Origin of the sequence: Paraburkholderia sp. SARCC-3016 (assembly GCF_031119615.1) — a bacterium.
Classification (GTDB): domain Bacteria; phylum Pseudomonadota; class Gammaproteobacteria; order Burkholderiales; family Burkholderiaceae; genus Paraburkholderia.
The window spans coordinates 17,538-34,718 of sequence record NZ_JAVHZD010000028.1; the positions used below are offsets into that span (position 1 = coordinate 17,538).

Annotated in this window: 17 protein-coding genes; 8 read left to right on the forward strand and 9 right to left on the reverse strand. The window is 63.8% G+C overall.

All coding sequences use genetic code 11. The features are described 5' to 3' along the window. Window positions 1–45: 45 nt before the first annotated feature. The 6 genes from QYH69_RS25560 to QYH69_RS25585 all read right to left on the reverse strand — a co-directional run bounded on the left by QYH69_RS25560 (window position 46) and on the right by QYH69_RS25585 (window position 6,776). Window positions 46–612, reverse strand: coding sequence for a cytochrome b (locus QYH69_RS25560; protein ID WP_308834520.1), 567 nt, complete (start codon window positions 610–612; stop codon window positions 46–48). Between the two features lie 66 nt (window positions 613–678). Further along, a complete protein-coding gene (locus tag QYH69_RS25565) occupies window positions 679–1,572 on the reverse strand; it encodes a formylmethanofuran dehydrogenase subunit C (RefSeq protein WP_308834521.1) in 894 nt (297 codons plus the stop codon). Further along, the gene (gene fhcD, locus QYH69_RS25570; protein ID WP_308834522.1) at window positions 1,569–2,528 is read right to left on the reverse strand and encodes a formylmethanofuran--tetrahydromethanopterin N-formyltransferase; all 960 of its coding nucleotides are present in this window, start codon (window positions 2,526–2,528) and stop codon (window positions 1,569–1,571) included. Before fhcD ends, QYH69_RS25565 begins: the two co-directional genes overlap by 4 nt. 20 nt (window positions 2,529–2,548) lie before the next feature. Further along, window positions 2,549–4,300: a formylmethanofuran dehydrogenase subunit A gene (locus tag QYH69_RS25575; protein ID WP_308834523.1), complete on the reverse strand. Its 1,752-nt coding sequence runs from the start codon at window positions 4,298–4,300 to the stop codon at window positions 2,549–2,551. After that, window positions 4,297–5,793: a formylmethanofuran dehydrogenase gene (locus QYH69_RS25580; RefSeq protein ID WP_308834524.1), complete on the reverse strand. Its 1,497-nt coding sequence runs from the start codon at window positions 5,791–5,793 to the stop codon at window positions 4,297–4,299. Before QYH69_RS25580 ends, QYH69_RS25575 begins: the two co-directional genes overlap by 4 nt. Before the next feature lie 215 nt (window positions 5,794–6,008). Continuing rightward, a complete protein-coding gene (locus QYH69_RS25585; protein ID WP_308834525.1) occupies window positions 6,009–6,776 on the reverse strand; it encodes a HisA/HisF-related TIM barrel protein in 768 nt (255 codons plus the stop codon). Between the two features lie 13 nt (window positions 6,777–6,789). Here QYH69_RS25585 and QYH69_RS25590 point away from each other — a divergent pair, with 13 nt between their 5' ends. The 3 genes from QYH69_RS25590 to QYH69_RS25600 all read left to right on the forward strand — a co-directional run bounded on the left by QYH69_RS25590 (window position 6,790) and on the right by QYH69_RS25600 (window position 9,843). Beyond that, on the forward strand, window positions 6,790–7,917 hold the full coding sequence (locus QYH69_RS25590; RefSeq protein ID WP_308834526.1) for an ATP-grasp domain-containing protein: 1,128 nt from the start codon (window positions 6,790–6,792) through the stop codon (window positions 7,915–7,917). Further along, window positions 7,914–9,152, forward strand: coding sequence for a hydantoinase/oxoprolinase family protein (locus tag QYH69_RS25595; RefSeq protein WP_308834527.1), 1,239 nt, complete (start codon window positions 7,914–7,916; stop codon window positions 9,150–9,152). The genes QYH69_RS25590 and QYH69_RS25595 overlap by 4 nt, the downstream gene beginning before the upstream one ends. A 100-nt stretch (window positions 9,153–9,252) precedes the next feature. Continuing rightward, complete coding sequence (locus QYH69_RS25600) at window positions 9,253–9,843, forward strand: aspartate kinase (RefSeq protein ID WP_308834528.1); 591 nt, start codon at window positions 9,253–9,255, stop codon at window positions 9,841–9,843. Window positions 9,844–9,950: 107 nt separating this feature from the next. Here the strand turns inward: QYH69_RS25600 and QYH69_RS25605 are convergent, their stop codons facing one another. The 3 genes from QYH69_RS25605 to pqqA all read right to left on the reverse strand — a co-directional run bounded on the left by QYH69_RS25605 (window position 9,951) and on the right by pqqA (window position 11,623). Further along, entirely contained in the window at window positions 9,951–10,649 is a 699-nt protein-coding gene (locus tag QYH69_RS25605) for a (5-formylfuran-3-yl)methyl phosphate synthase (protein WP_308834529.1), read from the reverse strand. 126 nt (window positions 10,650–10,775) lie between these two features. After that, window positions 10,776–11,393: a DUF447 domain-containing protein gene (locus QYH69_RS25610; protein WP_308834530.1), complete on the reverse strand. Its 618-nt coding sequence runs from the start codon at window positions 11,391–11,393 to the stop codon at window positions 10,776–10,778. Window positions 11,394–11,548: 155 nt separating this feature from the next. After that, a complete protein-coding gene (gene pqqA, locus QYH69_RS25615; RefSeq protein WP_075161304.1) occupies window positions 11,549–11,623 on the reverse strand; it encodes a pyrroloquinoline quinone precursor peptide PqqA in 75 nt (24 codons plus the stop codon). A gap of 353 nt (window positions 11,624–11,976) precedes the next feature. Here pqqA and QYH69_RS25620 point away from each other — a divergent pair, with 353 nt between their 5' ends. The 5 genes from QYH69_RS25620 to QYH69_RS25640 all read left to right on the forward strand — a co-directional run bounded on the left by QYH69_RS25620 (window position 11,977) and on the right by QYH69_RS25640 (window position 17,164). Next, a complete protein-coding gene (locus QYH69_RS25620; protein ID WP_308834531.1) occupies window positions 11,977–13,470 on the forward strand; it encodes a form I ribulose bisphosphate carboxylase large subunit in 1,494 nt (497 codons plus the stop codon). A 91-nt stretch (window positions 13,471–13,561) separates the two neighbouring features. Then, window positions 13,562–14,008, forward strand: a complete 447-nt coding sequence (locus QYH69_RS25625) for a ribulose bisphosphate carboxylase small subunit (protein WP_308834532.1) — start codon at window positions 13,562–13,564, stop codon at window positions 14,006–14,008. Window positions 14,009–14,065: 57 nt separating this feature from the next. Then, window positions 14,066–15,094, forward strand: coding sequence for a CbbX protein (gene cbbX, locus QYH69_RS25630; RefSeq protein ID WP_308834533.1), 1,029 nt, complete (start codon window positions 14,066–14,068; stop codon window positions 15,092–15,094). Between the two features lie 10 nt (window positions 15,095–15,104). After that, the gene (locus QYH69_RS25635) at window positions 15,105–16,223 is read left to right on the forward strand and encodes a class 1 fructose-bisphosphatase (protein WP_308834534.1); all 1,119 of its coding nucleotides are present in this window, start codon (window positions 15,105–15,107) and stop codon (window positions 16,221–16,223) included. Window positions 16,224–16,291: 68 nt separating this feature from the next. Beyond that, a complete protein-coding gene (locus QYH69_RS25640; RefSeq protein WP_308834535.1) occupies window positions 16,292–17,164 on the forward strand; it encodes a phosphoribulokinase in 873 nt (290 codons plus the stop codon). Window positions 17,165–17,181: the final 17 nt, after the last annotated feature.

Sequence of the window (17,181 nt, forward strand, 5' to 3'; positions counted from 1 at the left end):
TTCTGCCGTCCGTTGTGTTTTCAACCAGTCCAAACGTCATACCTATTAAAGTAGCATTCTCCGCATCAGTCCGTCTTTGTCGATGAGCTGATGCTTGAGCGCGCCGGCGATATGCACCGCGATCAGCGCGATCAGAATCCACGCGCTGATCTCGTGGATCGTGAACCAGAAGTGGCGCAAGCCCTTGTCGTCCCAACCCCACCTCGGCAGCAAGATGCCCCAGAAACGCGTGCCGTATGTGTTGAACGACGAGCCGAGATAGCCCGTTACCGGCATCACCACCATTGCAACGTATAAAAGACCCTGCGTTGCGCGCGCGGCGGCGCGTTGCCACGCTCGCATCGGCGGCAGCGGCGGCCTGCCGTAGACCGTACGGACCACGATGCGTAACAGCACAAGCAGGAAAATCGTCAAACCAAGCGATTTGTGAAAGTTGATCAGCGAGGCCTTGAAAGGCAAACCGCGCGGCAAGCCGACCATATAAAGCCCGATCGCGATCATGGCGATGATTGCGATGCCGATCAGCCAGTGCAGCGCGATGAGCGGCCGCGAGTACCGGTCGCTCGCGGCGCGGCCCGCGTGTGTGGCGTCGCTCGTATGCGTTGCGTTCATTTCGCTCCCGGCGGTACCGCTTGTTCTTGATTGCGTGGGCATACTGCGGGGATCCGAGTTCATTCGTCAGTGTGCACCCTGGCTGGCTGCATGTGCGATCAGCAATTCCCCGCGTCCGTCGACCGCGAGATCGCCCGAGAGGCGGCGCGGCATCATGCGTGCATCGAGCGTAAAAAACGGTGCGAGCGCTCCGTTCAGCGCTGCGGCGCCCGTCGCTGCAAGCGGTTCGCGCAGCGCGGCCAGGGCGCGCACGAACAGTTGCCAGAACACGTCGAAGCCGCGGCCGCCTTCGACGAAGGTCGGCGGCACGCGCTCGGGCTCGCGCAAAAGCAACAACGTGCCGCGGCGCATTCCATACGCATAATGTGCACCGATGCGACCCGCTACGCAAATTGTTCCGGCGACTAAACGCGATGCGGCAAAATCGCCCGCGTCGCCGCCGACCAGAACGGAGCCGCGCCGCATTCTGTCGCCAAGGCGTGCGCCCGCATGGCCTGCGATTGCGACGGTGCCGCCGGTCATCCCTTCGATGTCGCCGGGCAACGCTGCTGCTGCGAAGTCGCCGGTATTGCCGGCTACCGTTAGCAGGCCGCCGTGCATCTCGCTCGCGGCAAACGATCCGGCGTTGCCGCCTATCTGCAATGCGCCGCCCGTCATGCGGAAACCGGCGTAGTCGCCTGTTGCGCCTGTCACGCGCAGATGCCCTTCGGCGAGATGCGCGCCGATGCGGTCCAGCCACGGCGCGTCGCCTTCGATGATCAACGTTGCCTCCCCGCTTTTGCCGGCATCGCTGCGCGACACGTCGAACAGGTCGCCGGCCTTGCACGTCACATTGCCTGCAGGCAGCTCGATGCGCGCCACCTCGTCGGACGACTGAGCGGCGAGCGCGGCCGGCAGCAGTGGCGAACCGTCGACGCGAAAACCGGGCACGTCTTTCACGCGCAGCGTCGTCGTGCTCATGGCGCGCTCCCGCTGCCCGCGGCACTAGCAGGCGGTGTGCCGATCGTCGCGGCGAGTTCGCGCAAATGGAAGTGATACGGTCCGAGCTTGCCGCCGTAATTGCCGGCCGAAATGCGCAATACGCCGCCCGCCTTCGATGCGGCCGCCATGCCCGCTGTCATCGCCGCGCCGACGTCGGCATCGGTAAGCCCGTCGATCACGATCTCGAGCACGCAGCCCACTTCGGCTGTGAGTTCGGTGCGCTTCGCGACGCCGACCAGCGTGGGGCAGAACGGATCGTTCGTCGATGCGACCGCACCCGCATATTTGGACCCGATCTTCGAGCCCGAGCGGACCACGCCGCCCGGAAACGGCGTAATCACATTCGGCAATCGATGCATTGCGGCAACCGCCGCTTCGGCCGCGGCGAGCGCATGGTCGGTATCGCGCGCGAGCAGCAGCAGGTTGCCGCCGCCGACTGCTTTCACCGTCACCGCCGATTCCTCGGCGACGAATTCGCCGTCCATCACGGGCACGCGCCAGTAGCGCGTATCGCCGAGCATCTTGGCGATCTGCCAGCCGTCGCCGAAAAAGCGCAACGCGCCGCCGAGCGGCGCGAGGTCCGACAGCGGCGCACGGCTCGTTTGCGGATCGATGCCGCTATAGACAGCCGTGGTCGGGCATGTCAGCACGCATTGGCCGACGCGCCGCATGATCTGCTTCGCGAGTTCCTTCGAGGACACCGCAAACATCAGCACGCCAATGCCGGGGCGGCCATCGGGCGTGTCGGCGGCGTCGATCTCGTGCTCGATGCCGGCTTCGCAGCCGCAGTCGATCACCGATGTCGCGAATCCCGATAGCGACTGCGCCGCGGCGCGTGCCCACGCGGGCGTATGCGCCGTGATGACGAGCCGCGTCGCCTTCATCGGGAAGGCTTCCGCAAACGTGTCGTCGATCAGGGTGCCGTTGATCTGCATCGTTCGCTCGCTTGTTCGCGCTAAGGCCGGCTGGCTGACGAGGGCGGCGTCGGCTCCGGCGCTGTGCGCGTTACGCCATGCCCGAAGCATTCGACGGGCAGCAGCCGGCCGCCGCGGCAGCATGCGCAGATTTCGTCGTCGCTGATCTGCGCGTGCCTGAAGCCGCCGACAAGGTTTGCCTCGCTGAATTCGCGCACCGTTTGCGCGATGCCGCGATCGAATTCGGGCGACACGTAATGAATGCCGCCAGTCGGCGTCGACACGAGATTGCCGTCTCGCGCGACGAGCGCGCCGTCCTTGAACACATAGGCCGGCGATGTGAACATGCGCTCGCGATCGGGATCGTCGCGATAGACGGCGATATCGGCGGCGGCGCCGGCGCCAAGCTGGCCGCGATCGGCAAGGCCGAGCAGCCGCGCCGGACCCGCGCGCGTGATGATCGCAATCTCGTACAGCGAAAATTCGCGCTTCAATTCCGCGAGTACGCTCGCGACTTTCGCCTCCGGATGCAGTTTGTCGAGCTGCGCATCGCGAAACGGTTTGTCCATCAACAGGCGGATCAGGTGCGGATAGCTCGTGAACGGCGCGCCGTTCGGGTGATCGGTGGTCATCGAGACGCGCCACGGGTCGTCGACGAGCAGGAAGATTTCGAGCCCGATGATCCATTGCAGCGCATTCACATAGCTTTGCTCGCGATAGCGGAACGGCACGATGCCGCAACCGGCATCGCATTCGATGTCGCCCAGAATCCATTTGCGCGGGTTCGCGAGCGGCGCGTTCTTGAACTGCATCATCGTGTCGCCGGACGCGGTGACGGTTTGCCCGAAGATGATTTGCCCGACGTCGATCGATACGTTGTGCCGCGCATTCACGGCTTCTGCGATTGCGCGTGCGCCCGACGAAAATTTGCGCGGCCCTTCGGTGCCATAGCTGTGAAACTGGATATGGGTCAGATGAATCGGCAGGCCGTCGGCGGCGTCCATTGTCGCGATCGTCGAGGCGATATTGCCCGGCACGCCGAGATTGCTCGAGTGCACGTGCAATGGATGCGGCACGCGCAATTCGCTTAGCGCGCGGGTCAGCGTACGCAGGATGTCGCGCGGCGTAATGCCGTAGTGCGCGTGCGCTTCGTCGACGTCGAGCGCGCGCTGGTTGAACTTGAACGCAGAGATGCCGCCCGGGTTCACGACTTTCACGCCGAGCGCGCGGCTTGCATGCATGGTCCAGCCGACGTAGTCGCGCAAGCGCTCGAAGTCCTGATGGGCGGCGAGCATCTGCAGAAACAGTTCGTCGTTGCCGAGCATCACGTACGCGCCGTGATCGATGATCGGCGTGTCGCCCATCTCGAGATGCGCGTGGCGCGCGTTCGACGCGATCATCGCCGGTTCGAACGCGGCCGTATAGCCCATTTCCGCGTAACGGTAACCGGTGGCGAGCGTACCCGGCGTGCAGACGCCGCATGATGGCATGCGCAGATAGCGGCCGTTTGCGTCGCGGACCGATTCGTAGGCCGCATCGCGCGGGCGGTCTTCGCGATGGTCTTCGGGCAACAGCAGTCGCGAGAGATTCGTTTTGCCGCCGCCAATGTGCGAATGCAGATCGATACCGCCGGCCATCACGACCATGCCGTGCGCATCGTAGTCGTGGTCGACCGTCGCGCCTGAGGGAGCGTCGACGATGCGCCCGTCGCGGAAGTACAGGTCGCGGCGCTCGCCGTTCACACCGTTGGCCGGATCGTAGACGATGCCGCCCGTCAAACGCCTGAGGCTCATGATGGCCTCCCCGCGCTTGCATGCGCGTTTGCATTGGCAATGCGCTCGGCGAGGTCGGCGGCGATGGCGGCGACGGTGCGCAGATTCGTGCCTTGCCGCGCTGCGTGCAGTGGCGTGACGACGGACGTGTCGAGCCGGAACAGATGGCCGTCGCTATCGATGCCCGGTGTGGCGACCGGTATAAACACGGTCGATGCGCGGCGCGGTGTGGACGCCGCCGCATGCGCAAGCACATCCGCCAAAGCCGGTGGCCCGAGCACGATTGCCGGCACCTGCGGATCGAGCGCGGTGGGCAACGGGTGCGGCGCGAAGCTCGTGACCCAAAGCAAGGCGTCGACTTCGCGCGCTTCGAGCAGGCGTTCGGTTCGATAGCGATACGGATCGTGTTCGAGCGGCGGCGTGCCTTCGGGCCGATCGGGGCGCGACACGCGCGTGCGAAGCGGAAAGCCCGAAAGCCAGGTGACGGCCTGGTTCATGGTCAGCGCGCCGTCCGCGCCGCCGAGCGCGAGCGCGCCCGCGCGAGTCGTTCGATTGATCGCCTTGACGATGCGGTGCAGCGCTTCGATCAGCAAGGCCGTGTGCGGGTGCGGTAGCGCAGCCGGTTCATAGACGAATGCGGTATAGCTTGCGGACGCGATGCGTTCGGTTAGCGTGGCGAGTTGCGCCGCGATTTGCGAGATCGGTGCGGTTTCAGCGGATCGTGAAGCGTGCGATGTTTGCGATTGCGTGCGCGTTTGCGCAGCGCGTTCTTCAAAGGCGCTTGCGCGGCGGCCTTCCGCGATGGCGGACCATAGTGCAAGCAGATCGTGCGGCGCCGCGTCGGCCAGGATCGATTCGCAGGTCGCTTGCGCACGGGTCGCCGCCGGATCGACATCGCAGCCGACAAAGCAGATCGCGCGAGGCCTCGCGTGCGTGCCGGCTTCGGCCAGTGCGCGCTCGTAAAACCGCGGATGGCGTTGCGAAGGCACGCAGCCGAATACGATCAGCAGATCCGCGCGCGAGCGCACTTCGGACAGCGTCGTGAAGAATGCGCCGCGGTCCTGCAAAGCCAGCGTCGTCGCGCTTAGCGCATCGCCGTGCAGCGTATCGAGCATAGCGCCGCACGCGGCGGCGAGCGTGTAGAGCGCGCGTGCGCCCGCGACGTCGGTCGCGCATGCGCCAAACAGCGGGCGCTGAGCGCGCGTGAGGATATCGGCCGCGCGCGCAAGCGCATCTTCAAGCGCGACGGGCTGGCCGTCGATCGATGGCGCGCTGTGGTTGTCGGCTACGCCGTAGTGTTTGAGCGCATCGGCAAGGCGCGGGCAATCTTCGGCGGGCGCGGCAAGCGTCCCGTCGTGCGCCACGTGGGCCTCGATGTCGTCGCACAGCAGCGGGCAGAACGGGCAGGTCCAGTCGCGCGTGACAGATCTGGCAGCAGATGTCCCGGACGCCGGCCGCGCGGCAGGCGCGGCCGGCTGACCGGCAGTCGGCGCGGGGGAGGTTGGTTCGTGCATGACGCGCGATACAGCAAGCTCCATGCCGATCGCGCGCCGCGAGATGGGCAGCAAAGGCGCGATGCAAAGGTCAACTACAAGTCAGCACACGCAACACAGTATGTGCGTCGCGCTGCAACACTGTGTCACCCGCGCGAGCCGCGCCGCGCCTTCCTTGCGATTGGATTGCGGCGTAAGCGCGCGCAGCCGCTTGGCATGGATATTGTGTTTGCGATTCACCTGACAGCGTGCGGCGGCACTGCGAGCTTGCCGTCGTGCAGTGCCGAGCCGACAAGCCACGCGTGTGCGCCGCTTTGCGCGGCGGCATCGAGATCGTTGCGATCGCGGATGCCGCCCGCGCCGATCAGCCCGCGTTCACGGCCGGCGCGCTCGCGCAGCGTGTGGAACGTATCGAGGTCGGGGCCTTCGTAGGCACCGACGCGATCGAGCGTCATGACGATGACGCGGGCGGGCCACACGGCGGCCGTGTCGTGCAGCGACGTGGTGGTGCCGGATGGTCGGAGCAAACGGCCCGCGCGGCGGTCGAGCGACAGGATCGGCTCGTAGCCGGACCGTTCGGCCTCGCGCAGCGCGTCAGGTGTACGAAGCGTCTCCGAGCCGAATACGGGGACGAGCGCGCCGGGTGCGTTGCCGCGCGGTGCACCGATGCGCATCAGGTGGGCGTGCATCGAGGGGTAATCGGTGAAGCCTGCGTCGAGCCAGATGTGAACGCGGCGGGTCGTCGAAGCCGATGCGCCCGGCGGATTGAGGCCTTCGCACAGCGCGGCGAGTGTCGCCGTATCGGCGCGCTGCGCGACGATTGCGCCGAGGTCGGCGACGTAGAGCGTGTCGGCGCCGCTCGCGGCAAGCAGGGCACGCGCGACGGCGAGTGGTTCGCTCGTCGCGCACAGGGACGACTGGACAGGGCGGTAGTTCGCGCGGTCGCCGCGCACCGCGCGTACCGCATGTCCGTCGAGCAGATCGAGAACCGGTATTACGCGCATCGGAGAGTGTCCCTTGATCAGGCTGTTTGTCTATGAGTATCTCACCGGCGGTGGTATCGACCCCGAACTTGCGGGCGAAAGCGCACTTGCCGACCTTAGCGCGCTGATCGTCGAAGGCCGCGCGATGCGCGATGCGATCGTGCACGATGCGCGCGCGCTCGACAACGTCGAAGTGAGTTTCGCGAGCTCGCGATTGGAGGCCGCCGCGGCGTCGCGCAGTCCGCTATCGCATTACTGCGCGGCGCCCGGCGAGCCGATGATGGATTTTGTCGCGAGGGTCGCGCGTGCGCACGACTATGCGTGGATCGTGGCGCCGGAATGCGATGGGTTGATGTTGAAACTCTCGGATGCGGTAGGCGAGAGCCGCTGGCTTGGGTGCACGAAGGAGGCGATCGGTATCGCGTCGAGCAAGCGCGCGACGGCGGCGTTGCTCGCGGCGAACGGGATTGCCGCGACGCCGGCGCTCGATCCGGGCGCGCTCGACGTCAATGCCTGGGCGGCGCGTAGCGACGGTGCGAGCGGCGGTGCGAACGGCGCAGCGGAAGGATGGGTCGTCAAACCCGACGATGGCGCGGGCGGCCTCGATACCTATCGTTACGACAATCTCGCCGAGGCGTGCGACGCCTATTGCGCACGCGTCGCCAACGGGCACCGGCCGGTGCTGCAGCAATGGGTGGACGGCGAAGCGTTGAGTCTGTCGCTGATCTGCGGCGCGCATGGTGCGCGGCTGATCAGCATCAATCGGCAGCGGATCGGTGTGGCCGATGCGGCGTCGGCGGGACATGCGGGGCGTGTCGTCGAGTTCGACGGCGTCGATATCGATCAGATCGATCGCGATGGTCCCGAAGGGCGCGTGCTCGAGACGCTCGCGCAGAAGACCGCGGCGTTGGTGCCGGGGCTGCGCGGGTTCGTCGGCATCGACGTCGTTTGGCACGCGGACCGCGGACCGGTTGTCATCGAGGTGAATCCGCGCGTGACGATGGCGTACGTCGGCTTGTCCGCGCGTCTCGGACGCAATCTCGCGGCTGATGTGTTCGCCGCGCATGGTGTGCGTGGCGTTTTCGCGCCAGAGCCAAAGCCACAGCCGCAGTACGGCGCGGCCGGCACTGCGCCGCGTTTCGCCGGCAGGACGCAGCTATGAGCGGCTCACGCGATGGCAATGGCGCGACCGATACGCTGCGCGCCGTGTTCGGCTGGGACGTCGGCGGCGCGCACGTCAAGGTGTCGGTTGTCGATGCAGCGGGGGCGCTCGTCGATGTCGCGCAGTGGGCGTGCCCGTTATGGCAGGGACTCGTGCATCTTGAACGCGTGATCGACGAGGTGTTTGCGCGCTGGCCCGCTGCGGCCGTGCCCCGTTCGCATCACGCCGTCACGATGACCGGTGAAATGGTCGATCTGTTTGCGGATCGTGAGCAAGGCGTGCTCGTGCTCGCACGGACACTTGCGGCGCGTCTGGGCGCAAACACCCGGTTTTTTGCGGGGAAGCGCGGCTGGCTGCGTGACGAAGATGCAGTCGCGCAGTGGCGCGCAGTGGCGTCGGCAAACTGGCTCGCTACTTCGCGGTGGGTCGCCACGCAGGTGCCGAACGCGTTGCTGATCGACATCGGCAGTACGACTACCGATATCGTGCCGATTGTCGATGGGCACGTGGCGGCGCGCGGGTCGAACGACGCGGCGCGGCTCGTAACCGGCGAACTCGTTTATCAAGGTGTCGTGCGCACGCCGCTGTGCGGTATTGCGCATCGCATTGCATTTCGCGGTGCGACGACGGGCGTGATGAACGAATGGTTCGCGACGAGTGCAGACATTTACCGCTTGACCGGCGAGCTATGGCCGCCGCACGACCAGCACGCGAGCGCGGACAACGGTCCAAAAAGTATCGACGCGAGTTGCGAGCGGCTCGCGCGGATGATCGGCCGCGACGCGGCCGATGCGAGCGTCGACGAATGGCGTGCCTTCGCGCAGACGTGGCGCCTCGAGCAGCTGCGTGTGATCGGCGAAGGGCTCGCGCAAGTGTGCGCGGCGCATCCGGCGCTGGCGGACGCGCCGCTCGTTGGCGCCGGATGCGGGCGGTTTCTGGTCGTTGCGCTTGCGTGCGAGACGGCGCGTGCTTATGTGGATTTCAGCGAGCTTATCCGTGACGCGACGCTTTCGGGCGCGCATACGGAAGCGGATCGGGACGACGAGACGCACGCACGGGCGGATCCGGATGCGGATGTGCGCGCGCAGACGCACACGCCCTCGCATGAACCGAACGAATGGATTGCGACCTGTGCCCCAAGCGTCGCTGTTGCGTTGCTGATGGCGATGGGCGATACGCGGCATGACAGCGATGCGAAACATGCTGCTTGCGCCGAACCCGTGCGTGCGGCCTAGGGAGAGAGTCGAACGAGACAAGCGACACATGCCGTAACCATCCCGCCGCGGACGGCAAGCGCGGATGCCGGTGAAAGTCGGAACAGAGCGAGGAAAAGACATGTGGGTGGTGAAAATCGGGGGCAGCCTCAGTCACGACCCGTCGCTGCGCGATTGGCTGACGCAGCTCTGGGAAGTCGGCGGCGGGCGCATCGTGATCGTGCCCGGGGGTGGCGATTTCGCGGATCGCGTCCGCGACTATCAGAAGGAATGGCAGTTCGGCGATCTGGCGGCACATAACATGTGCCTGCTTGCGATGACGCAATACGCGCTGTTGATGCAGGGCGTTTTGCCGGAACTCGTGCTCGCGACCAACGAGGACATGATCCGCCGCGCGTTGCGTAACGGCAAAGTCGCGGTGTGGATGCCGATCGGGCTGCTCACGGCGACGCCGAATGCGATGTCGAACTGGGAAACGACGTCCGATAGTCTGGCGGCGTGGCTGTCGACGTCGTTGAACGCGGAGCGGTTGATGGTGGTGAAGTCGTGCGACGTCGACTCCGGGCGGCCGCTCGAAGTGCTGGCCTCCGAGGGGGTACTCGATGCGCGGTTTGTCGACTATGTGAATGACGCGAATTATGTGGTGGAGCTGTTCAACAAGCGGGATGTGCGGCTGATGCGCGAGCGGCTGTTAAATTTGCCGGCGGCTTAGACAGTCCAGAAGCACAGTCCCGGAAGCGCCCGCTCAGATCAGGTAAAGCAGGAATTTCCGGTTAACGTCGGCCTGCGTAACATTAACCGGACCGCCCAGTAGCGCCGTCAGGCGTACTGAACCTGCGGATGCCCATGTAGCGCATCGGCCCATTGCGCGACCCGCTGCGGATCGAGCCGCGCCGTCCGCCCACCCTCACATAGCGCAGTACGAAATCCCGCGACGTCGGGCGAGTGCGCGCGAATCTTGTCTAGCTGGGCCCAGCCTAGCGAGCCTGCAAGTCCGACCATCGCACCTTTCGCGTGAATCGTATCGATGCAGGCGGCGAGCGCCGACTCATCGACGCAATCAAACAGCGTACGGCCATTCTTCGCAGCCGTGTCGAATATTACGCCGGCAAAGCCAAGGTTCATCGCATGTTCGACGAGCTTGGGGTCGATGCCGTCATCGCATAGCAGTACTGGCAACACCGGCGCCGGCAGCCCCGCGAGATGCGTAAGGCAGGCCTGCGCATGCGGCCCCGCGTTGACGCCGACCTTCACGTAATCGACACCGGCATCGCCGATCTCGATTACGCGTGCTGCGATTTCGTCGAACGCGTCGGCCGGCATGTCGCCGATCGTCGCGCTGATCGGCTTGACCGGATAGCGTGCGCGCAATTCACGCGTGATGCGCGCGATTTTGTGGGTCGCGACACGGCCAAGCGCGCCGCCGTGGGGTTCCTTCAGATCAATCAGCTCGGCTCCCGCTTCCGCGGCATCGAAAGCCTCTTCAGCCGAGCGGACGCTCGCTAGCAATGCAGTCATCGACGTCTCCGAAACGTTGCGTGCAAATGATGGGCGAATGTTTCCTGAACAAGGGTAGCAGCGGATCTTCGCTACATGACGCAGTGCCGCATTCGCCGTGCCGCGCTGCAGTATCGAACATTCGTCTCAGCGCGCCTCGTGCATGGCGTGCGGTGCATGATCGGGCGAACCGCCGGTTTTCGATACGGCGCTCGCTCGATAGCGCTCGATAGCCGCGAGAATCCAGGACCATGCGGTCTGCTCGTCCGGCCCTGCCGTCTTGTCGATCGCAATCTGCAGATAGGCGATCTCGCGATCGACCTTCTCGGCCGGCAGCATGAACAGACGGCTTACAAGAATCGCGCCTTCCACCACCGCCGCCTGCGCGCGATTGAAACCGGAGAATGGCGCATGCGTTTCCGCGTGCACGCAGCGCATTTTCAGCGTCGGTCGCTGCGCGTCGTCGAGTGTCTCGGCAAGTGTCAGTTCGGTATGGGCGAGCGATTGCGCCAGTCGCACGGACGGCACCCGACTCGCGCTCACGGTCGGCCATTCGCGTTGCGTGCCGGTAACGCAGCCCGCAAAGACCCTGACATCGGTCGTGAAATTGACCACTGCAGATTGGCTGGCGACGATATTGTCGAGCGTCGCCGAAGGCCGAAACGGTGCGAGGATCGCGAGGCCGTGTTCAAAGCGCACGCCCATCGGCGCAACGTGTACGGTGCCGTCGCGTGCCGCGGTCGTGATGATCGTTTCGTGAATCATGGCGAACAAGGCTGGTGGTGCGACGCGCGATACACCGGCGGTCTGCTAGTGAAGAAACGCTGGAAAAAGCGGAATAAACGCGAGTGCGGTAATACGGATGAATCGGAGCAGGGAGTGCGGGACCGCCCGAAGGAAGCCCCGCACGTTCGGCGCTTTTAGCGGGTCGCGATATACATCGTGACTTCGAAGCCAAAACGCATGTCCGTGTAGCTTGGGGTTGTCCACTGCATAGTCTTCCCTCCTTGAAAAAGACGATTGCCTTGGCGACCAGCGCTTGCTGCGTGCGCGAGCCGCGTCGACCTGTGTCACGACGCAAAGTGCGTGCCACCAAGCATAGATTGTGTGCGAGTCAACTACAAACAATCCAGGGTTTGTGCTTACACGCCTTACTGTCGCAATATTGCAGCAAAGTGTTGCACCGGCCGCGTCACTGATTGTGAGCGCATTCGGTTGCATCGTCACCTGTCTTAATGCATCGCTTAAGGTCGCGCAAGAAAATCGTGAATTCACTTCGTGGTGCGTCACGCCTACATTGACCTCCATGGCAGCAAGCTCGCAGCAAGCCAATAACTGGAGGACTCCGATGAACGATTTCAGCGAGGCAGCGATTGCGCCTGCCGATACGCCGGCCCGGCGCTCGCGTTACGACGCAGGTGTGCTCAAGTATCGCGAGATGGGCTACTGGCAGCCCGATTACGAGCCGAAAGAGACGGACGTGATCGCCCTGTTCCGCATTACGCCTCAACCGGGCGTCGAGCCCGAGGAAGCGGCTGCGGCAGTGGCCGGCGAGTCGTCGACGGCGACGTGGACCGTGGTGTGGACCGATCGTCTTACCGCGTGCGACATGTACCGCGCCAAGGCGTATCGCGTCGAACCGGTGCCGGCTTCGGGCCTCGGCAATAGCGAGCCGCAATATTTTGCCTATATCGCTTACGAGCTGGACCTGTTCGAAGAGGGTTCGGTCGCTAATCTGACTGCATCGATCATCGGCAATGTATTCGGCTTCAAGCCTTTGAAAGCGTTGCGGCTTGAAGATATGCGCATTCCGGTCGCGTATCTGAAAACTTTTCATGGTCCCGCCACCGGCATCGTCGTCGAGCGCGAGCGGCTCGACAAATACGGGCGCCCCCTGCTTGGGGCGACCGTGAAGCCCAAGCTTGGCCTGTCCGGAAAAAACTACGGACGTGTCGTTTACGAAGGGCTTAAAGGCGGACTCGATTTCCTCAAGGATGACGAAAACATCAACTCGCAAGCATTTATGCATTGGCGCGACCGGTATCTGTTCTCGATGGAAGCGGTCAACCGCGCGCAAGCGGAAACTGGCGAAGTGAAAGGTCATTACCTGAACGTAACGGCCGCGACGATGGAAGACATGTACGAGCGCGCGGAATTCGCAAAGGAACTCGGATCGTGCATCGTGATGATCGATCTCGTGATCGGCTGGACCGCGATTCAGTCGATGGCGCGGTGGGCGCGCAGAAACGACATGATTCTGCATTTGCATCGCGCCGGGCACGGCACCTACACGCGGCAGCGCAATCACGGCATTTCGTTTCGCGTGATCGCCAAGTGGCTGCGGATGGCGGGCGTCGATCACGCGCATGCGGGCACCGCGGTGGGCAAGCTCGAAGGCGATCCGTTGTCGGTCCAGGGCTACTACAACGTGCTGCGCGAAGCACACAACCCCGTCGACCTGTCGCGCGGGATTTTCTTCGATCAGCCGTGGGCAGGCTTGCGCAAAGTGATGCCGGTCGCGTCGGGCGGCATACACGCGGGCCAGATGCATCAGTTGCTCGACCTCTTTGGCGACGATGCGATTCTGCAATTCGGCGGCGGCACGATCGGGCATCCGGCCGGCATCCAGGCCGGCGCCACGGCAAATCGCGTCGCGCTGGAAGCGATGGTCAAGGCGCGCAACGAAGGGCGCGATATCGCGAACGAAGGGCCGGAGCTGCTCGACGCGGCCGCGCGCCACTGCCTGCCGCTCAAGCAGGCGCTCGATACGTGGCGCGATGTGACGTTTAACTATGCATCGACTGACACGCCGGACTTTGCGGTGACGCCAAGCGTCGCCTGAGCCCGAGCCTGAGCCAGAGCTGACCGACCGTTGCGCGCGCAACGAGCGCGCAAGGTTCCGATCATTGCGTTCTGCACAAAGGGGTACCGCCATGCGTATCACGCAAGGGACGTTTTCTTTTTTACCCGATCTGACCGACGATGAAATCCGCCTGCAAATCGACTATGCGCTGGCTCAAGGCTGGGCGTGTTCGGTCGAATACACCGACAACCCGCACCCGCGCAACACATACTGGGAGATGTGGGGGCTGCCGATGTTCGATCTGCGCGATGCGGCGGGTGTCATGCAGGAAGTGACCGCGTGCCGCGATGCGCATCCGCAGCACTACATCAAGGTCAACGCGTTCGATTCGGTACGTGGCTTCGAAACGATGCGACTGTCCTTTATCGTGAACCGGCCCGACGACGAAGCGACGTACTCGCTCGAGCGCCAGGAAAACGAGGGACGTGTGCAGCGTTATGCGTTGAGGCGTCGCGCCGGCGATGCGCAAAGCGAAGCGCGCAAAAACACGCCGGCCGACGCCGCGCGAGGCTGGTGATTTGCCCCGGCTCAGCACGCGGCGCCCAGTAGGGATTCCATCGAAACGGAGACGACCATGACTGCCGATACGCTTGAATTGCCGGCGCGCCGCGAGGCGCTGTCGCAACATTCGTCGCGTGCCCCCGCCGAAACGGCGCTCGACGGACCGCATGTGAACCTGCTCGCGTTATATCGCGAATCGGGCATCGCGGGTGTGCTGACGGAACTCGATCGCGATCTCGTCGGTCTCGCGCCGGTAAAGACGCGCATTCGCGAGATTGCCGCGCAATTGCTCGTCGAACGCGCGCGCGCGACGCTCGGTATCGCGACTGGCGCGCCGACACTGCATATGTGCTTTTCCGGCAACCCCGGCACGGGCAAGACGACGGTCGCGATGCGGATGGCCGATGTGCTGCACCGGCTTGGCTATATCCGGCGCAACCATCTGGTGTCCGTCACGCGCGACGACCTGGTGGGCCAGTACATTGGCCATACCGCGCCGAAAACGCGTGACGTACTGAAGCGCGCGATGGGCGGCGTGCTGTTTATCGACGAAGCGTACTACCTGTACCGCCCCGAGAACGAGCGCGACTATGGGCAGGAGTCGATCGAGATTCTGCTGCAAGCGATGGAGAACCAACGCGACGATCTCGTCGTGATTCTCGCCGGCTACGCATCGCGAATGGACACGTTTTTTCAGAGCAATCCCGGCTTTCGCTCGCGGATCGCGCATCACATCACTTTCCCCGACTACGGACCCGAAGAACTGCTGGCGATTGCCGAGCGCATGCTCGACACGATGCACTACCGCTTCGATTGCGATTCGCGTCGTTCATTCGAAGATTATCTGGACCGCCGCATCAGACAGCCGAATTTTGCGAATGCACGTTCGGTGCGCAATGCGATCGACCGCGCGCGGCTGCGTCAGGCGAATCGCCTGTTTGCCGCGGCGCTCGATGGCGCACAACCCGCCGACCCTGCGGCGCTGACGCTGATTACAGCGGGCGACATTCGCGCAAGCCGCGTCTTCGACAGGCTCGCGCCCGGCCCGCAACATGGAAGTGCAACCGACAGCGCCACGGTCGATAAAGCCACGGCGTCCTGAGGAGCGTGAGATGCGAGACGGACGAACGACACTCTCGAAGTTCCTGATCGACGCGCTCGACAGGCAATGTCCGCCGCGGCGCGCGAGCGGTTTGTCGGCGTTGTTGATCGACGTCGCGGCATCGATCAAGACGATTGCCGCGACGCTTACGCGCGGCGCACTCGACGGCAATTACGGATCGGCGCGCTCGGCGAACGTGCACGGCGAAGAGCAGAAGAAGCTCGACGTGCTGACCAATGATATCTTTCTGCAACATTGCGAATGGGACGGTTTACTTGCGGGCATGGTGTCCGAAGAGATCGAGCACGTTTATCAGATACCGCCCGGCTATCCGCGCGGCGAGTATCTGCTCGCCTTCGATCCGCTCGACGGTTCGTCGAATATCGATATCAACGGCGCGGTCGGTTCGATATTTTCGGTGTTACGCGCACCGCCGCAGGACGCGGCCCATGCAAACGGGAACGCAAAAGCGGCTGACCGTAGCGCGTTTTTGAGGCCGGGCCATGAGCAGGTCGCGGCCGGTTATGCGATCTATGGACCGGCGACGATGCTCGTGCTGTCGATCGGCAACGGCACGCATGGCTTCACGCTTGAGCGGGACGTCGGCAACTTCGTGCTGACGCATTCGGACATTCGCATTCCGGAAGACACGAGCGAGTTCGCGATCAATGCATCGAACGAGCGCTTCTGGGAGCCGCCAATACGTCGCTATGTGCAGGAATGCAAGGACGGCAAGAGCGGTTGCCGCGAACGCGACTTCAATATGCGGTGGATTGCGGCGATGGTGGCCGAGGCGCATCGCATTCTGATGCGCGGGGGCGTGTTTATGTATCCGCGCGATTTCCGCTCGGCGCACACGACGCGGGGCCGTCTCCGTCTGCTGTACGAGGCGAACCCGATGAGCTTTCTGATCGAACAGGCGGGCGGCGCGGCGATCACCGGGCGCGAGCGCATTCTCGACGTTGTGCCTGACGACCTGCACGAGTGCGTGCCGGTGATACTCGGCTCGAAGAACGAGGTGATGCGCATTGGCCGCTATCACCGCGAGCATGACCTCGGCATCGATCGGCCGTTTTCGTCGCCGCTCTTCAGGGAGCGGTCGTTGTTTCTGCCTGAAGCGCCGGCATAAAGCGTGCATTGACGGGACCCGCGTGTCGACGATGTTTGCCGATGCCGATTAGCGAATGGGAGAGCCGTATGTCAGTCAAGCACCCGATTATCGCGGTAACCGGATCGAGCGGAGCCGGTACGACCACCGTCATGAAGAGTTTTCAGCACATTTTCAGGCGTGAAAAGATCAATGCGCAGATTGTCGAAGGCGATGCGTTCCACCGCTACGACAGGCTTGGCATGCGCGACGCGCTGAAGCAGGCCGAGCGCGACGGTGTGCATAACTTCAGCCACTTCGGGCCCGATGCGAACATGCTCGAAGAGCTCGAGCAGCTATTTGCAAGCTATGCGAAGTCGGGTTCAGGCAAATTTCGGCGCTACGTGCACGACGAAACGGATGCGGCGAAGTACAAGCTGCCATCCGGCACGTTCACACCGTGGGAAGACATCGACTCGGGCACCGATATGCTGTTCTACGAAGGACTGCACGGCGCGGTGGTGACGGATAGCGTGGATATCGCGCAGCATGCGGATTTGCTCGTGGGGGTGGTGCCGATCATTAACCTCGAGTGGATACAGAAGCTGCATCGCGATCAGAACATGCGTGGCTATTCGCATGAGGCGATCGTCGATACGATTCTGCGGCGCATGCCGGATTATGTGAACTACATCTGTCCGCAGTTTTCACGTACCCATGTGAACTTTCAACGCGTACCGACGGTGGATACGTCAAATCCATTTACGGCAAGGGAGATTCCGCAGCCGGATGAGAGTTTCGTGGTGATCCGTTTTGCACGGCCTAAAGGCATCGACTTCCCGTATTTGCTCACCATGCTGCACGATTCGTTTATGTCGAGGCCGAATGTGATTGTGGTGCCTGGCGGCAAGATGGGGCTTGCGATGCAGCTGATTTTTACACCGATGATCCTGCAATTGAGGGATCGGTGTGCGCGGGCTTGAGGATGTGCTGGTTAGAT